The organism is Bradyrhizobium sp. USDA 3315 (assembly GCF_054056795.1).
The window spans coordinates 9,431,533-9,447,406 of the sequence record NZ_JBSRYP010000001.1; the positions used below are offsets into that span (position 1 = coordinate 9,431,533).

The 15,874-nt window shown below is 58.8% G+C and carries 17 protein-coding genes and 1 pseudogene; 8 read left to right on the forward strand and 10 right to left on the reverse strand.

Going from position 1 to position 15,874, the window contains the following annotated elements; all coding sequences use genetic code 11:
- Positions 1-9: 9 nt before the first annotated feature.
- The 3 genes from ACVIYL_RS43885 to ACVIYL_RS43895 are packed head-to-tail and all read right to left on the reverse strand — an operon-like array spanning position 10 to position 2,995.
- Positions 10-858: a carbohydrate ABC transporter permease gene (locus tag ACVIYL_RS43885; RefSeq protein ID WP_456781621.1), complete on the reverse strand. Its 849-nt coding sequence runs from the start codon at positions 856-858 to the stop codon at positions 10-12.
- Entirely contained in the window at positions 855-1,775 is a 921-nt protein-coding gene (locus ACVIYL_RS43890) for a carbohydrate ABC transporter permease (protein WP_456781622.1), read from the reverse strand. Before ACVIYL_RS43890 ends, ACVIYL_RS43885 begins: the two co-directional genes overlap by 4 nt.
- A 41-nt stretch (positions 1,776-1,816) precedes the next feature.
- Positions 1,817-2,995: an ABC transporter ATP-binding protein gene (locus tag ACVIYL_RS43895; protein ID WP_456781623.1), complete on the reverse strand. Its 1,179-nt coding sequence runs from the start codon at positions 2,993-2,995 to the stop codon at positions 1,817-1,819.
- Between the two features lie 566 nt (positions 2,996-3,561).
- Between ACVIYL_RS43895 and ACVIYL_RS43900 the strand changes: the two genes are divergently transcribed.
- From ACVIYL_RS43900 to ACVIYL_RS43915, 4 genes are all read left to right on the forward strand, one after another.
- The gene (locus tag ACVIYL_RS43900; RefSeq protein ID WP_456781624.1) at positions 3,562-4,761 is read left to right on the forward strand and encodes a pyridoxal phosphate-dependent aminotransferase; all 1,200 of its coding nucleotides are present in this window, start codon (positions 3,562-3,564) and stop codon (positions 4,759-4,761) included.
- An 11-nt stretch (positions 4,762-4,772) separates the two neighbouring features.
- Positions 4,773-5,645 carry an isocitrate lyase/phosphoenolpyruvate mutase family protein gene (locus tag ACVIYL_RS43905; RefSeq protein WP_456781625.1) on the forward strand — a complete coding sequence of 291 codons (873 nt, stop codon included), beginning with the start codon at positions 4,773-4,775 and terminating at the stop codon, positions 5,643-5,645.
- A gap of 111 nt (positions 5,646-5,756) precedes the next feature.
- Positions 5,757-6,520, forward strand: a protein-coding gene (locus tag ACVIYL_RS43910; protein ID WP_092083899.1) for an IS5 family transposase whose coding sequence is annotated in 2 segments (ribosomal slippage) — positions 5,757-6,092 and positions 6,095-6,520 — 762 coding nt in all. Because the reading frame shifts where the segments join, the coding sequence is not laid out codon by codon here.
- A 329-nt stretch (positions 6,521-6,849) separates the two neighbouring features.
- A complete protein-coding gene (locus tag ACVIYL_RS43915; protein ID WP_456781626.1) occupies positions 6,850-7,758 on the forward strand; it encodes a LysR family transcriptional regulator in 909 nt (302 codons plus the stop codon).
- Between the two features lie 271 nt (positions 7,759-8,029).
- Here the strand turns inward: ACVIYL_RS43915 and ACVIYL_RS43920 are convergent, their stop codons facing one another.
- From ACVIYL_RS43920 to ACVIYL_RS43935, 4 genes are all read right to left on the reverse strand, one after another.
- On the reverse strand, positions 8,030-8,650 hold the full coding sequence (locus tag ACVIYL_RS43920; RefSeq protein WP_456781627.1) for a DUF2285 domain-containing protein: 621 nt from the start codon (positions 8,648-8,650) through the stop codon (positions 8,030-8,032).
- A complete protein-coding gene (locus ACVIYL_RS43925; RefSeq protein ID WP_456781628.1) occupies positions 8,589-8,804 on the reverse strand; it encodes a transcriptional regulator domain-containing protein in 216 nt (71 codons plus the stop codon). Before ACVIYL_RS43925 ends, ACVIYL_RS43920 begins: the two co-directional genes overlap by 62 nt.
- 184 nt (positions 8,805-8,988) lie before the next feature.
- Positions 8,989-9,264 carry a DNA -binding domain-containing protein gene (locus ACVIYL_RS43930; RefSeq protein ID WP_456781629.1) on the reverse strand — a complete coding sequence of 92 codons (276 nt, stop codon included), beginning with the start codon at positions 9,262-9,264 and terminating at the stop codon, positions 8,989-8,991.
- A gap of 276 nt (positions 9,265-9,540) precedes the next feature.
- The gene (locus tag ACVIYL_RS43935) at positions 9,541-9,867 is read right to left on the reverse strand and encodes a hypothetical protein (protein ID WP_456781630.1); all 327 of its coding nucleotides are present in this window, start codon (positions 9,865-9,867) and stop codon (positions 9,541-9,543) included.
- Between the two features lie 188 nt (positions 9,868-10,055).
- On the opposite strand from ACVIYL_RS43935, the gene ACVIYL_RS43940 reads away from it, so the two are divergent.
- Both ACVIYL_RS43940 and ACVIYL_RS43945 read left to right on the forward strand, forming a co-directional pair.
- Positions 10,056-10,277 (forward strand): helix-turn-helix domain-containing protein, encoded by a 222-nt coding sequence (locus ACVIYL_RS43940; RefSeq protein WP_050424542.1) that lies wholly within the window; start codon positions 10,056-10,058, stop codon positions 10,275-10,277.
- A gap of 107 nt (positions 10,278-10,384) precedes the next feature.
- Complete coding sequence (locus tag ACVIYL_RS43945) at positions 10,385-10,714, forward strand: helix-turn-helix domain-containing protein (RefSeq protein WP_456781631.1); 330 nt, start codon at positions 10,385-10,387, stop codon at positions 10,712-10,714.
- Between the two features lie 82 nt (positions 10,715-10,796).
- Here the strand turns inward: ACVIYL_RS43945 and ACVIYL_RS43950 are convergent, their stop codons facing one another.
- The 3 genes and pseudogenes from ACVIYL_RS43950 to ACVIYL_RS43960 all read right to left on the reverse strand — a co-directional run.
- Entirely contained in the window at positions 10,797-12,233 is a 1,437-nt protein-coding gene (locus tag ACVIYL_RS43950) for an IS701 family transposase (RefSeq protein ID WP_456781632.1), read from the reverse strand.
- Positions 12,234-12,303: 70 nt separating this feature from the next.
- A complete protein-coding gene (locus ACVIYL_RS43955) occupies positions 12,304-12,615 on the reverse strand; it encodes a hypothetical protein (RefSeq protein ID WP_456781633.1) in 312 nt (103 codons plus the stop codon).
- Positions 12,612-13,367, reverse strand: a pseudogene (locus tag ACVIYL_RS43960) (IS5 family transposase); the annotation flags it as partial. The pseudogene ACVIYL_RS43960 and the gene ACVIYL_RS43955, both read right to left, overlap by 4 nt.
- A gap of 496 nt (positions 13,368-13,863) precedes the next feature.
- On the opposite strand from ACVIYL_RS43960, the gene ACVIYL_RS43965 reads away from it, so the two are divergent.
- Both ACVIYL_RS43965 and ACVIYL_RS43970 read left to right on the forward strand, forming a co-directional pair.
- Positions 13,864-14,340, forward strand: a complete 477-nt coding sequence (locus tag ACVIYL_RS43965) for an Lrp/AsnC family transcriptional regulator (protein WP_456781634.1) — start codon at positions 13,864-13,866, stop codon at positions 14,338-14,340.
- A gap of 379 nt (positions 14,341-14,719) precedes the next feature.
- Entirely contained in the window at positions 14,720-15,526 is an 807-nt protein-coding gene (locus ACVIYL_RS43970) for a Crp/Fnr family transcriptional regulator (protein ID WP_456781635.1), read from the forward strand.
- Positions 15,527-15,874: the final 348 nt, after the last annotated feature.

A 15,874-nucleotide genomic window follows, 5' to 3' on the forward strand; every position in this document is an offset into this window, starting at 1 on the left:
CTCCCAGCGCTACTTCACCGCTCCTCCGGTCATCCCTTCAACAAACCATTTCTGTGCGGCAAGGAAGGCGATGACGAGGGGCAACACGACGAGGGTAGAGGCGGCCATGAGGGGCCCATAGTCGTTGCCAGCCTCTTCGTTCTTGAACGCCATGATGCCGAGCGGAGGCGGCATCAGGGACTGGTCGCGCACCGCAATGAGCGGCCAGAACAGATCGTTCCAATGGCTGACAACCGAGAAGATGGAGAAGGCGATGACGGCCGGCAGCGCCATCGGCAGCATGATCCTCCAGACGATGGCGAGCTCAGAAAGTCCGTCGAGCCGCGCGGCATGCACGACGTCATCTGGAATGGTCTTGAAGAACTGCCGAAACAGAAAGATACCAAAGGGCGAGACAATATAAGGGAAGATCAGCGCCGCGTAGGTATTGAGGATGCCGAGCTGATGACCCAGAGCAAAGATCGGCAGCGAGAGCACCTGGTGCGGCAGCAGCAGTCCCACCAACACCATGCCGAAAAGAAGGCTGCGCCCAGGAAAGCGAAGCTTGGCCAGCGCGTAGGCACAAGGGGCACAGACGAAGATCTGCGAGACTAGAATCATCGCGCAGACGATGAGACCATTGCCCATATAGCGTAGCAGCGCTGTCTCCGTCAGCGCTTTGGTATAGTTCTCGACAGCATATAGTTGTGCGGGCCAGAGGGAGAAGGACGCCCGAAAGATCTCCCCCGGCGGCTTGATCGACAGCGAGACCATCCACACGAAGGGCAAGAGAATGAGCGTTCCGGTCATGAGCAGCACCGCGTGTCGAACGAGGGCTGCTGACAGCGACAAGCGGTTCGAGGAAATAGCGCCGTTCATTGGTAGTGCACCTTGGTGTCCATGAAGCGGACCTGAACGAGGGTAAGCGTCACCACGATGGCGAGAAATACGACCGCGACGGCAGCGCCATATCCCGTGCGCAGATACTCGAAGCTCTCGCGGTAGAGCGTGTAGAGCAGAACTTCGGAGGCGTGGCCCGGCCCGCCTTGAGTTAGCACCTTTACCGTGTCAAAGGCCTCGAATGCCCGTAACGCCACGACGATGACAACGAACATCGTGACCGGCCCAAGCATCGGCAGGGTGACAGTGCGCAACCGATCAATCCAAAGGTCGGCGCCGTCGACATCGGCGGCACTGTATAGCTCCTGCGGGATGCTCTTCAGGCCCGCGAGAAACAACACCATTGCGTAACCGAGATTCTGCCAGATGCCGATCACGGCGAGGATCGGAAGAGCCATATTCTCATCACGCAGCCAGTTGGCGGTCGGCAATCCGATCGCGGCAAGCGCTTGGTTGACGAGACCAATTGTTGGATGCAGCAGCGCTTCCCAGGCCATCGCCATCGCGGTGAGCGTCGCCATGAAGGGCAAGAAATGGACGGCGCGATAGAAGCCGCGGCAGGACCGTCCGCTTTCGATGACGAGCGCAATCAGAAGACCGAGGATGACGGTTCCGGGCACGACGATCAAGGCGTAGAGGACGGTATTGACGAGCGAGGCCCTGAAACCCGCGTCCGAAAAGACCTCGCGGAAGTTCGAAAGGCCGACAAAAGAAAGAGAGTTCGCCCCAAACCGCCAGTCGGTCAACGCGATGACGAAGACGGCAGCAACCGGCAGGAAGAACAGGACAAGCAGAAAGAATACTGCGGGCCCCGCCAGCGCCAAAGCCGCCAGCGCTTCCGCAAGGGCGCGCCTCCGAGCCAGCGGAATGGCTTGCAACGGCACTTCGATCGGCATGGATCGCTTGTCCGAAGCCTCGGATAGAGCAAGAGGTCCACTCATCCCGCGACCTCCCACAACGGGGTGACGCAACCCTTAGGAGAATCCCCTTCCCGCCGTAAGCGTCGCCCGTCCCGCGTGAACAGAAGAATGCGGTCCGCTCTCACGCCAACATGCAAGGTCTGGCCGGGCACAATATGGGGCGCCCGCTCGGCAAGCAGCCTTGCGATCAACGGCTGGTCGATGCCGGCCAGGTCAAGATGAACGAAGAGATCTGACCCCATATGCTCGATCATTCGCACGGAACCCGTCAGCGTCCCCAGCCCGCCGCGGTCAGCGAGATAAAACGCCTCCGGACGAATGCCGAGCGAGAGCGGCGTACCTGTGAGTGCATCGGCTTCGATCGTGAGCGTTGAGCCGGCCACGTCGATGAGGCCGCGTTCGCGCACCACGCCGTCGAACATGTTGATCTTGGGTGAACCGATGAATTCGGCGACCCGCCGATTGTCCGGATCGGCATAGATGTCTTGCGGCGGAGCAACCTGCAGCAACTCGCCGTCGAGCATTACCGCTACCCGGTCCGACAGGGTCATAGCTTCGGCCTGGTCATGCGTGACATAGACGAAGGTGACCCCGAGCCGCTGGTGCAGTTCCTTGATCTCGGCGCGCATCTGCACGCGCAGTTTGGCGTCGAGGTTGGATAGCGGCTCGTCCATCACGAAGACGGCCGGATGGCGCACCATCGCCCGACCGACTGCGACGCGCTGGCGCTGGCCACCCGACAGCTGCCCCGGTTTGCGCGACAACAGATGACCTATGCCGAGAGACTTGGCGGTACGGGAGACTTCCACGTCGATGTCCGCAGTGATCTGCGCGGTTCCTGGCAGCAGACGGCCTAAAAGGGCAAGCCTCTGTACGGCAGAGAAGCGGCGCATTCGCAACGGCAATGCCATGTTCGACGCAACGCTCATGTGGGGATAAAGTGCATAGGACTGGAACACCATCGCGATATCCCGCCGCTTTGGCCGCAGCCCGTCCACAACACGATCGCCGATCCGGACCGAGCCGGCGTCCTGCACCTCAAGTCCCGCGAGGATTCGGAGCAGCGTTGATTTTCCACAGCCCGACGGCCCCAGCAGCGTCAGGAACTCACCGTCGGCTATCGACAGTGAAACGCTGCGCAGGACGGGAGTCTGGCCGTAGTCCTTCCTAATGCTTTCGATCGAAACCGATGCCACGGCGTATGTCCTTCACTGGCATGAAACTCTTCGCGCAAGCGCGACGAGGAGATGTCTATCCCCCGAAAGGTTGGCTGCGCTTCAAGACCCATCGTGCTACAGCTGGATGACACCGATCAAATAATTCGATGCAAAGCCAAGCTATTTGCGATGGCGCGAGGGTCTCCAGAGCTTCAAGCGAACGCTCAAGACTTAGCGGCCCGCTTAGAGATCGCTCGGGAAACAGAACCTGCCGCGCGCTCAACCGAGCCTCAGCGCCGATCGCGTGTGGGACCAGCGCAATTTGGCCACCGAACGCGACGCGCCGCGTCTCGCCGATTCCCCCTGCTCGTTCTCTTCTGGCCTAAAGGCTTTCCACGTGTCCGCGCCGCATCAACACAGAAACCAACCAACCTTGCACGTCGCTCGCCGGATGATCCGCGCCTGTGGCCGCCCCTGGCGGCACCATGCGAGGCATCGCAACTTGCGATCATTTCATTCGACAAACGCGATCGTCGGTTTGATGGCCGCTTTGCGAGCGAGTAGAAGCGTCGACAATTCGCGTCGAAATCCGCAGGTGCTCCATTTTGTCTCTCGTTGCAGAACGGCTCAGACTTGTCCGCCCCTCCGAAACCAAGGCCATGACGGCGCGCGCGGCCGAGCTGCGCGACCGAGGTTTCGATGTGATCACGCTCAGTCAGGGCGAGCCGGATTTCGAGACGCCGACCGCGATCCGCGACGCGGCCGTCCAGGCAATCCATGACGGGAAGACGAAATACACCCCGGTCGCCGGCATCAAGCCGCTGCGCGAGGCGATCCAGAAGAGCCTGGACCGCGATCACGAGCTCGCTTACGGGATCGACCAGATCACGGTTGGTTGTGGCGCCAAGCAGGTCATTTTCAACGCCCTCTTCGCCAGCCTCGACGCAGGCGACGAGGTGGTGATCCCGACGCCGTGCTGGGTCTCCTATCCCGATATGGTAGCGCTCGCTGGCGGCAAGCCGGTCCTCGTCGCCTGCGATGAATTCCATGGATTCAAGCTGCGTCCTGAGGCATTGGAAGCGGCGATCACGCCTCGCACGAAGTGGCTGATGCTGAACTCGCCCTGCAATCCGACCGGAGCGGTTTACAGCCGAAGCGAGCTATCGGCGCTCGCCGCGGTGCTGCGCCGCCATGCCCATGTCCACGTGTTGTCTGACGATATTTATGAAAAACTCACCTACAACGTCGACTTCGCCACAATGGCAGCTGTAGCACCGGATCTCTACGACCGCACATTGACGGTCAATGGTGTATCCAAGGCCGACGCAATGACCGGCTGGCGCGTCGGTTATGGCGCAGGGCCTCTGCCGCTGATCAAGGCCATGAACCTGATCCAGGGCCAGACCTCTTCACACACCAGCTCGATCTCGCAAGTTGCCGCGATCGAGGCGCTGTCCGGCGGACGGAAGCATATCGATGAATTTGCGAGCGCCTTCCTGCAGCGTCGCGATCTTGTCGTTGCCAAGCTGAACCAGGCTAAGGGACTTTCGTGCCGGGTGCCGGACGGCGCCTTCTACGTTTTTCCCTCCTGTGCAGGTGTCATCGGTAAAAGCACACCGACTCGCAAGGTGATCGAAACGGACACCGATTTCGCGATGTATTTGCTCGATGCGTTCGCCGTGGCCGTCGTACCCGGCGCCGGCTTCATGGCCTCGCCGTTCATCCGCATTTCCTACGCTTCGTCGCTCGCGGACCTCACCCGGGCTTGCGACCGCATCATCGCCGCCTGCGCCACCCTGTCCTGAAGGATCTTTCGGTGTCCCCTGCCAAACGCCTGCGCGCCCGGATGGCCGAGACTGGCCTCGTCCACGTCATGGCCGCCCATAGCCCACTTTCCGCGATCCTTGCTGAGAAAGCCGGATTCGACGGGCTGTGGGCTTCTGGTTTCGAGCTGTCGGCGCTTTACGGTCTTCCCGACATGAGTCTGATCTCGATGACACAGCATCTCGACATGCTGCGGGCGATCGCTGGATCTACGAGGCTGCCAATTGTCGCTGACATCGATACTGGCTATGGCAATGCGATCAATGTGATCCATGCGATCGGCGAATACGAACGTGCCGGCTCCAGCGCCGTCGTCATCGAGGACAAGACTTTTCCGAAAGTCACGAGCCTTGTTGCCGATGGGCGTCAAGACCTGCTGCGGATTGAGGAGTTCCAAGGGAAGATCGAGGCCGCCGTTGCGACAAGACGGGACCCGGACTTTCTCATCATTGCCCGCACCGAAGCCCTAATTGCAGGACTCGGCGAAGCCGAAGCACTGCGTCGGGCCCATGCCTACGTAGAGGCTGGCGCGGACATGATCCTGATTCATTCGAAAAAGAAGGATCCTTCTGAGATCGAATGCTTTTCACGTGCCTGGACGGACTTGGCGCCGCTGGTCATCGTGCCGAACGCCTATCCGGATCTTAACGCCGAGCGGGTCAAGGCGTTGCGCAACATCCGCATGATGATCTACGGCAACTACGGGATTCGCGCTTCTGCCACTGCCATGCAGGAGACCTTCCGCCGAATCATTGCCGATGGCGGTGTCCACCACGTCCACAAGGACATTTTACCAGTCGAGGAAATCTTCAGACTTCAACGGATGGATGAAGTCAAAGCGGCCGAAGCCCGCTTCCTTCGCTGAACCGTTCGCGAGTAACAATTTTTGAAACTATACCTAGCGCTAGGCGGTGTGGACTCTAAGGATTCCCTTTTAGGAGCAAATCAGATTCAAGGCTGCTTTTGGGAGGCAGTCTTGGGTGTGATGGATCGTCTGGTGTTGAGCGATGCGGCTTGGGAGCGGATGGCGCCGCTGATCATAGGCCGGCCTGACCAGAAGGGCTCGACCGGGCGCGACAATCGGATGTTCGTGGAAGGTGTGCTGTGGATCGTTCGCACGGGCTCTCCCTGGCGTGATCTTCCGGAAGCGTTCGGGGATTGGAACAGCGCGTTCCGGCGCTTCAGCCGATGGAGTGCCAAAGGCGTCTGGTGGCGGATCTTCGAGGCAATGTCCGACGATCCGGACTTCGAATATCTGATTGTCGATTCCACCATTGTTCGAGCCCATCAGCATGCTGCCGGGGCCAAAAAAGGGGGTCTGAAGATCAGGCGCTTGGCCGTTCGCGCGGCGGCCTGAGCACCAAGATACATATGGCCGTTCGCGGCTTGGGATGTCCGGTACGGTTCACGATCACCGCAGGCCAGAAGGGCGATGCACCGCAAGCCGCCACATTGATCGAGGGATTGCCTGCCGAGGTTTTCATGGCCGATACGGCTTATGACGCCGATCACCTGCGCCAGGACATTGCAGCCAAGGGCGCGCTCGCCGTCATCCCCAACAACCCGTCACGCGCGCTCAAGTATCCGCTCGACAAGCATCTCTATGCCCAGCGCCATCTCGTCGAATGCTGCTTCTCAAAGCTCAAGCAATTCCGCCGCGTCGCAACCCGCTTCGAAAAGACCGCCCGAAATTACCTTGCCGTCATCACTCTCGCAGCCATCGTCCTATGGCTGCGATAACTGTCCACACCGCCTAGAGGCCCGCTGAGACGTCATCCCGAGCATTAGGAAAGTCTGAGTAGCGGCCTAATACTCTAGAAAGTCGCGCGCGGCCGACGCGAGAGCAGTGATTGCGCCACCCATTGGCGCTTAGTACCTGTGAAAAACCGCCGACAGCAGTCGCGCGCCAAACCGTACGAAACGCACCACAATTGCTGATTTTGCGCGCGAGCCCCGCTTCATAAGCGGTTATCCTGACGTACGCATCGAATAATATGATACAGCATCCACGCTTGGCAACGGCCTACCGTGGAAAGTAGCCAACAGTCCAAGAGGTACCGGAGCGGAAGATGGCTGCCGAATACGATGAGGTGCCCCTCAATGCGGTCCGGGCATTTGTGACCATTGCGCGAGAAGGAAGCGTTACGCGTGCGGCCAGCGCATTGGGAACAACCCAGAGCTCGGTCAGCCGTTATCTGGCTGTGTTGCAGGAGTATCTCGGCACAGATCTCGTGGAACGGCGAGGCCGGCGGAGTGAATTGACTCAGTTCGGACGGCTATTTGCAAATACCGTTTCCGAACCGCTTGATACAGTGTGTTTCACCGCAAAGAGAATGCGGCGCCGGAATCAAACGGACGCCAACCGGATTGTGGTGCGCACGTCGCTTTCGACCTTCGCTTATTCTTTCCTTATTCCGAATCTCCAGGCGTTCTGTGCGGAGATGGATGGCGTGATCGTGGACGTGATCAGTTCATTGTCTCCGCCAACATCTTCCGACGATTTCGACATCTTGATTACCCGCGATCTTTCCATCATTGAACCGGCTGACGATTGGGAAATCTACAATGAGACCCTCGTATGCGTAGGCTCGCCAGAGCACGTGGCGGGAAAAACGCTATCGATTGCGCGTTCAATGCCGCTTCTGAACATCACATCGCGGCCCGACATCATGCCCACATGGCTGAGGGCGATGAACCTGACCGCAAGAGATATAAAGTCGGGGGCACGATATGATCACAATTACCTTGCCCTGCCGGCAGTCATGACGGGAAAATGCCTGCTGGTCGCGCCAGAAATCATTGTCAGCGATCTCGTGCGCGCGGGTGCACTGCATGTGATACCAGGATCGCGCGCGCCAAGCGGCATGCAGTATCGGGCCTACGCGGTCGATCGCAGTGACAATCCCGAAGTCGCGCGTGCCTTTTGCCGATGGATCGCTCGGCTCTGCAAAAAGGCCGCAATCCCGGAAGCCGCCTAACATCGCATCAGACGATACCACAATTTAGATGAATAGACCCAGACACAGCAGTTCAACGTGGCCGAAGCTGATCGCTCAAGCGGCGAGAGGAATGGTCCAAACCAGCCTACCCCTTTACATTCGTCTACAGCCCTTCCGCGGTCGCGAAAACCGACCGGAGTAATGCCTGAAGGAAACCAGCACAAGGATGACATCACTGGCCTACCTGCGAGGCGTCTTTTCGGGGACCGCGGTTGCAACTAATCGATCAGCCAAGAGCTTAGGACTGATCTTACTTGGCTTTGCGCTTGTGACGGAGCAATGCGCGATAACCACCCCGGATAAGACGTAAGCCCTTCTTGACCAGGCGAATGATCCGGCTGCGCGTATCGCTTGTTTTCCAGCCTCGATCGGGAATGTGAAGCGCGCCGAACAGGCCTTGCGCGATTTCGCGATAGCTATTTCCTTCCAGCCATCCATCTGCGGCACGCAGAGCAAGGATGAGCCGATGCCGGGTCTGGATCGGCAGAGCACGTGGGGACGGACCGAGGGGGCGCTGTTCGAGTGCTCGCCAAAAGCGCTGTGCCGCTCGCAAACGAACGTCGAATTCGCGGTCGAGCGGCAGATCGACGGCAATCACGGAGCCGCTCGATGGCAGTTCTCTCAGCCAAAGGCGATGCTTCGCTCCTCCGAGCGGCACGACGGCATGCCATCCATCTGGCGCCCGACGAAGCTCGCCGCCCGTTAGTTTGGCGAGATCCAGGCCGTACCGTTTGGGCGACCTCAAACCGATAGCAGCGTGGACAGGCAGCACGGTCGACAGCGCCTCGGGCGCCCAGAAAATGGCTTGTTTATCGAACGGCGTTCGCGGATCCGCGGCGAAACGAAAGCCCCCACTTCCGTCGGAAGTCATCCGACATCGCGCCTGATCGTTCGCTGCTGGCCAGAACCTCATAGTCTTTTTCATACTCTACGTCGCGACGTAGACATTCCCAGGCTAGGTCCTCCGCTTCTGCCGTCTTGGCGTCAGGATATGCTTGCTTTGATGTCCAGTCAGCAGCTGCCATCGTACTTTCTTCCCCGCACGTTCACGCAAGGAAAGTGCAGCCTCACGATTGTGACGATTTCTGGTTGCGCTCATGCATTTGTTCAATGTTGATGCGCTCAATCGATGAAACAATCAACTTTTGCGATTGGGGCTGGTTTGCGATTGGGGCTGGATAGAGATCCCGTCCGCTTCAAGTGCATCCATTATTCACTCTTCGGCCAACCGCGTCGCAGGAGATGACGATAGCCGTGACGCGCCATCCATTTGGCGCGAGCCAGATGAGTGTCGAAAGCACGGCGCGCGCGATCAGGCTCAAGGACCGGATCAGCACCGAGCACAATGCGCGCGACTTCGCGCCAATCTGCATTATCCGCCTGTGCATCGAGAAGGCGCATGTAGGTAACGACGTGCTGCTCATCGTATGGCGTAAGCTCAGGCGCGCTGGGCGCCACATCTGCGATCTTAGGATCGGCCGACACTGCCTGGAACTCCTAGCAAACTGAAAAACTCTATAGAAATCTGAGCGACGGTATCCCGCTTCTCGGCATCTTGGTACCGTATTGATTGCCCTAGTCTACAAAATGTTCCCCGCAGAAACATCGATTGGAGGCGGCCATCGGATATCTGGGGCTCGCTCCGTCGCTTGTCTCGATTTCGCTCGCTCTGACCTTCGCCGGTGTTGATTTGACCGTGTCCATATCGCTTGGAGCGCGATGAGCAGATTTGCGTCCTGCAAGCCCTTGCTCGCTCGTTGCCTAAGTAGAAATCGACGCGTGTGGTTTGGCTGACGCACCTGTTGCCTCCTCTCGCTGGCCGATGATGGCTGCTCGGTTTGGTCGGCTGGCGAGAACATTGTTCTCGATTTCGAACTCCACGTGAGAAAGTTTGCTGTTTGGTCGCGCCGCCCTGAAGAAAGCCGCGGTAATCCCGGTTAGCCATGCATTTTGCGGCCGCCAAATGGCTGACGAACGGCTCGCGAGCGCGCACTGGCCGAGATCTGGATCGATATGCAGCACGGTCCGATCAACCTCTTTCCAGTCGGTGTCGACGGCTTCCGAATCGAGAAGTCGCCGGCAGGTCACCAGACGCTCCACGGCGCAACAGCACTGAACTATCCGGACGAGGATCAGCGACGGTTCAGTGGTGGGGTCCGGACGATCTTACGCGCGCGCAACAGAGCGACGCAGTTCCGGTTCACAACGAGCGTGAGGCGTCATTTTGTCAAGTATATCGAGGTGCAGTATATCGAGCAAGCGGCATCCTTTCCCGCATGGACTTGCGGGAAACATTCGCCACGAATTTGCGCCGTCTGCGCAATGCGAGGGGATGGTCGCAGGACGAGCTTGCCTTCGAGGCAAAGATAAGCCGGGGCTATTTGAGCGAGCTTGAAACGGCCGAGCACTTCGTCAGCATCAAAATCATAGGTCGCCTTGCCGACAAGCTCGACGTTGAGCCTGCTGAGTTCCTTAAACGCCCTGCCAAAAGGCGTTAGCTAGACCCATCCCAATATTCGGTCATGCTCTCAATCCATTTCTTCTGGCTACCGTAGCAGTTGAATGCTGGTCCGGGAGGTCATTTCCGCAGGATGACTTGGCGCATGTGCAGCAGACCGACGCAGTTCCGGTTCAAAATGTGCATGAGACGACGTTTTGTGAAGTATATCGAGGTGCAGTATGTCGGGCAAACGGCTTTCTGTCCCGCATGGATTTGCGGGAGACATTTGCCACTAATTTGCGCCGTCTGCGCAATAAGAGGAGATGGTCCCAGGACGAACTTGCCTTCGAGGCCGAGATCAGCAGGAGCTATTTGAGCAAGCTCGAAAAGGGCACGTACTACGTCAGCATCAAAATCATAGGTCGCCTTGCCGACAAGCTCGATGTTGAGCCTGCCGAGTTTCTGAAACGGCCAGCAAAGAACGCCGCCAGGTAAGCGCCTCCCGACACGCGTCTTGCTTCCATTCCATTTCTTCTCATCTCTTCGGTAACCCTTGAATGCCGGCCTAGCTCTAGTCTTACTGTGCCACAAACGATGATCTGTGTATTGGTCGAACTTGATCGCACAACAAGGACATCTCGACAGCATTCGGACGAGCGCATGTTCGAGCCGCCGTCGCATCGTCGCGATCGAATTTGGAATGTGACGTTGGGTCCGCAGCGGCAGATCCGCGGGGTCTGTAATGTGCGGGAACGCGATCGAGCGGGATCGGCCGGGCGCGCCGAGCGCCTGAGGGGGGAATCGTCTCCCGCTCGGAGATCAGGAATCCGTAGGCCGCAATGCACATCGTTGCGTGATGATGAAAGCCGCGCCAGCCGCGTCCCTCGAAGTGGCCGAGCCCGACCTCCTGTTTGAGGTCCTGATAGTCGCGTTCGATGCGCCAGCGCAATTTAGCCGTCTCAACGAGCGTCCGGAATGCCACATCCTCCGGCAATGTCGAGAGCCAGTATTTGGTAGGCTGGTCCTCGCCTTTCGGCCATTCGATCAGCAACCATTCCTGCGCTCGCCGGGTGGTTTGCCAATAATCACGATGTGCGGCACGAACCCGCACGCGGGCAAAGCGCGAGGTCAGCTTTTCGTTCGTTCCTTGCCGCCACGTTATGGTGCGCCAAGCTTGGGCCGGCAGGCCGATCGCGAGCGCTTTGACGGCGGCTGGCTGATGCTGACGGTTGCGGCGCATCAGTTTTGGTGGACGGCCGCGCCCCGACCATGGCTTCGGCGGCAAGGGACCGGTGCCGGGCGCCCATACCGTCGTGCTCGACAGAAGACCCGCCACATAGGTCAATCCCAGCGCCGTGATCTCGGTGCGCAGGTCGTTGTTGTTGCCATAGCCAGCGTCCATCAGCACGACACCGCGCGGAAGTCCGCTCGCACAGGCCCACCGCAACTGCTCCAGCGCGATCTCCGGCTTGGTCTGGAAGCCGACTTCGGCAGGAATGCCCACCTTGCGCCGCCGATCGCGGTCCTCAGTCCAATCCTTCGGAAGATAAAGGCGGTAAGCGACAGTCAGGCTGGCGTGGTGGTTGGCAATCGACAGCGACACCGCCACCTGGCAATTATCCTGTTTGCCGAGCTGTCCGCAATATTGCCGTGCAACTCCAACCGAATGTCGCCCCTGCTTGGGAAATCCGGTGTCATCGATGATCCAGGCTTCGATGGGGCCCTGGCGTTCAATCGCCGGCAGGACCATCTCGCGTACCTTGCCCAGCACCTTCTCATCCGACCAGGCGCCGCTGCCGACGAAATGCAGCAGCGATTGATGCTGGGCCGCCGTCCGCTCCGGAGCCGTCACCGCCGCCATCGGCTCCACGCTCTTGCGACCGCCACAGGCCATCAGGCCGACGCAATAGTCGCGCAGCGGCGCCTTCCGATCAGCATGACCGATGACACTGGCAAGCCCTTCCAAATATGCCGCAAATCGCTTCTCGCTCGTCTTCGTGCCACGCCCGCTCATGTCGGCCTCGGCTAATGGTCCATGCTGCAACCATCATTGATTCTGGCCGGCGGTTTTGTGACTCAGTAGACTAGCAAGCTGTTGAAGAAGTCTTTGAACGGCGCGTGATGAATGGGATGTTGTCGCCGTTGAGGAGGCAGATCTCCCCTTCGAGTGAGCTGTCATCCTGCAGTTCGGCCCAACCATCACCCTCGGCTGGCTCCATTTCGTCGTTTCCTTGCCAGCCGAACTCGACGGTATCGCCGTGGCAGGCTCCATGAATGGAGCCAGTGAGGCAGTCGAAGGCAAATTCGCCGCCGGCCTCATCGAACAGGATGTGGCCGTCCGCCAAGGCCATGTAGCCCGGCGTCTCGACGACCTGCCATCTGCCCCGAATGCTCATGCCGGTGCCGCCAGAAGCTTGGGAAGCCGGATCAGATTGCAGGCTGCAAGTGCCAGGACGAAGACGGCATCCATGCGGTCGCGGCCTCTCAGCTTGGCCTTGGCCAAGCCAGCGGAACTCTTAATCCAGCCGAAGACTTCTTCGATGCGTTTGCGGCAGCGTTGGCTGACGTCGTAGCCGCTGTGACGCGTGGTACGCGCGTCGATTGCCGTCTTGCGTCGCTTGCCGGTCTTACTCAGGTGTCCGTCGATCGCGATATGCGGGGTAACCGATCTATCTCTCAGGTCGCGCACGAACTGCGTGACATCATAGGCCTTATCTGCCCCCAGAGTGATCCGCTTTGCGCCCCCGCGCCTGTCGATCATGGCAAGCGCAATCTCCCGTTCGGCGGTGCCCGTCGCTTGGCTCACCCCACCCAGAACCGCCAAACCATTGCGGTTCTCCATTAGAGCATGGCCCATATAGCTCAGCTTGGCCGGCTGGCCGTCACCCTTCTTGTAGAGCCGCGCGTCGGGATCGGTCGCGCTCGCATGGGTCTCGTTGGATCGTTTCTCCTTGTGGAATTTGCGCTCGGCGTTGCGTCCCGGACCATCCTCATCTTTGTCGCTGCCGTCCTTCTTCCGAAAGCTCTTGATCGAAGCCCAGGCTTCAATCAGCGTACCATCCACCGAGAAGTGATCGCTCGATAGCAGACGCTTGACCTTCGCCTGCGCCAAAAGCGCGTTCAGGAACTTGGCCGCAACCTCGCCTTCGGCCGGAACCGGGAGCCAACGTCGGCAAGGTGATCTCATCGGCATAGATTCGTTCGCCCTGCTTGATCTTCTCCAGAACCTAGTCGGCCAGAGGGTGCGCTGATCGATGCGGCTACACATCACGGCATACATCGCGACCGTCCGCGCGACCTCCCTTACAGTCGGGACGGTAGCTGCCTGAAATCAATCGAGATGGCGCTCCGGACGAAATTGTCGTCGGCATGGCCTGATTGCGTTTCGGCTTCGCTTTGGTTCGCATCCCTGTCGAAAGCGAACGGCCGGATCTTATCCGAGGAGCCAGCTTTGCGGCTCCTTCCGTTCCCTGCTGCAGAATGCCAGCGGCAAGGCCCTCAATCCTAGTTGCATAGTGGTATGCGACAACGCCCATCCAAGTTGGGGCTTTGTCTCGGAAGATTTCCTCGTATTTTCCATCCGGAGGATTTCCTGCGCTGAGTGATCATCTCGCGGTGAAATTCATCTCAGGCTGGAGATGGTCATGCAATACGACCGGATAGATGCACGCATCCTTGAGATCGTGCAAAAGAATAACCGTCTGACTTCAGATGTGATCGGCGAGATGGCCGGGCTTTCGCCTACGGCCTGCCAACGACGATTAAAGAGACTCCGCTCGGAAGGCATCATCCAAGCCGATGTATCGGTTGTATCGCCGAGAGCCGTTGGGCGACCGATTCAAGTTCTTGCACTGGTGACTTTGGAGCGGGAAAGCGCCGATATCATCGACAGATTCAAAAAGGCTATCAAATCATCAATCGACGTCGTTAATGGTTTTTATGTCACGGGCGATGCCGACTTCGTCTTGTACATAACCGCCCGATCCATGGAGGAGTACGAGGAGTTCACGCGCCGTTTCTTCTACGAAAATCGCGATATCAAGGGTTTCAAGAGCATGGTCATATTGGATCGCATCAAAGTCGGATTTGCTGTTCCGGTTGAGCTTCCCCCAGACGATTGATTGCACCCATGCGGATGCGCGAACTAGCGCGCTATAGAGCGTTTGATCCACCGTTTCGCTCTCCTTGGCTTTCTTAGGACCTCAATCAGGCTTCTTGAGAAACGGCTCTGGTGGCCGCCCGATCATGCGGCAATGTTGTGGACCCAATCTATTGCCAGCGAAAAGGTGCTCAAAGCAGGAATTTGGCCCAGTTAAGTCCGGAGCGGGCGCAAAACGCATTCGTCGAAATTCGTCGAGGACGGGCCCCTCAACGCGGGAATTGGGCGCCAATGGGTTGCTCGTCGCATCAATTCAAGATGGAGATGTTGCTATAGTCGCAATCACGTTCTCGTTACGGTCAGGCGCAGGCAAGCAAATGCCTACTGCCAGGAGAGGGACCATGACCGACCGCGCGCCCGCCATCCTGGAAGTGCTTGAGTGCTCTGAAGATAGAACTCTGAAGCAGCTGCCGGGCACACGATTCGAACCTCAGCTTTCCCTTCCAGTACGTTCTGCGAAGCGGCCCTTTGTGAAGAACGTCATCCTGGCTCGTCTTTGTATGCAACAGCTTGCAGCAATCGGCGAGTGTCTCGAGCCGGTCGTCTTGAAAGAACGCATGGTTCTGCAAGAGCCAAGAAGGCCGGTCGAGCACGTCTACTTTATAGAGAGCGGCCTCGTCTCGCTCAGAGTTGTTGCTGCGGGCAGTATGCTCGAAACCGCAGTCATAGGTTATCGGGGCGTGGTCGGCACTTCATTTTTGTGGGGAGGACATCTTTCAACCCATCAATCCGTGGTCGTCTTCCCTGGAACCGCGCACAAACTTCGCGTCGAGGATTTGCGCCGTATCATGAAGGCGCATCCGGAGATCAAAGACCATTTGTTTGACTATGTCCAAGCACTGACATTTCAGTGCCTTCAAGCAGGCTTATGCGGGGTCCGGCACCATCGTGAGCAACGCCTCGCCAGCTGGCTTTGCCTCGCCAGCGAAGCTGTTGACGCTCGTGTGCTGCCGGTCACCCACGATTACCTTTCTTCGGTGCTTGGACTGCGCCGCGCAGGGGTCACGGAAACGTTGATCCGTTTTGAGGAGCTAGGGCTGATTCGCAAGATGCGCGGCGTCTTGCAGATCGATGAACCCAAAGCGCTCGAAGAAAAGGCATGCTGTTGCTACAAGCTCGTTTCGGCCGCCTACTGGCCGCGACCTTGAGAGCGCACTACAGGCGGTCCGCGCGACCGATCGTCAAACGTTGTTCGTTGCGGGCCTCGCCCGAGACTTTCTACTGCCCTCCGATCTGACGTGCTCGCATTGGTACCGGCCAATCGGCACGCTCTGCCGCTCTCCAGGCTCTATCGGCACCTGTTCGATAGTACACATACTACTATCTACGTTGTGACGGCCAACTACGACCGGTTGGCAGAATATGCAGCCGACGCGGCTGAGGTCAGCGCGTTCACCGGTTTCAACTATGGCTACCTGCAAAGCAGGGCACGAGCTGCGAACACGCGCGTGACGGTCGACGGGCGGCCATCCGCACAGCGGCGGTTCGGAAGGTCC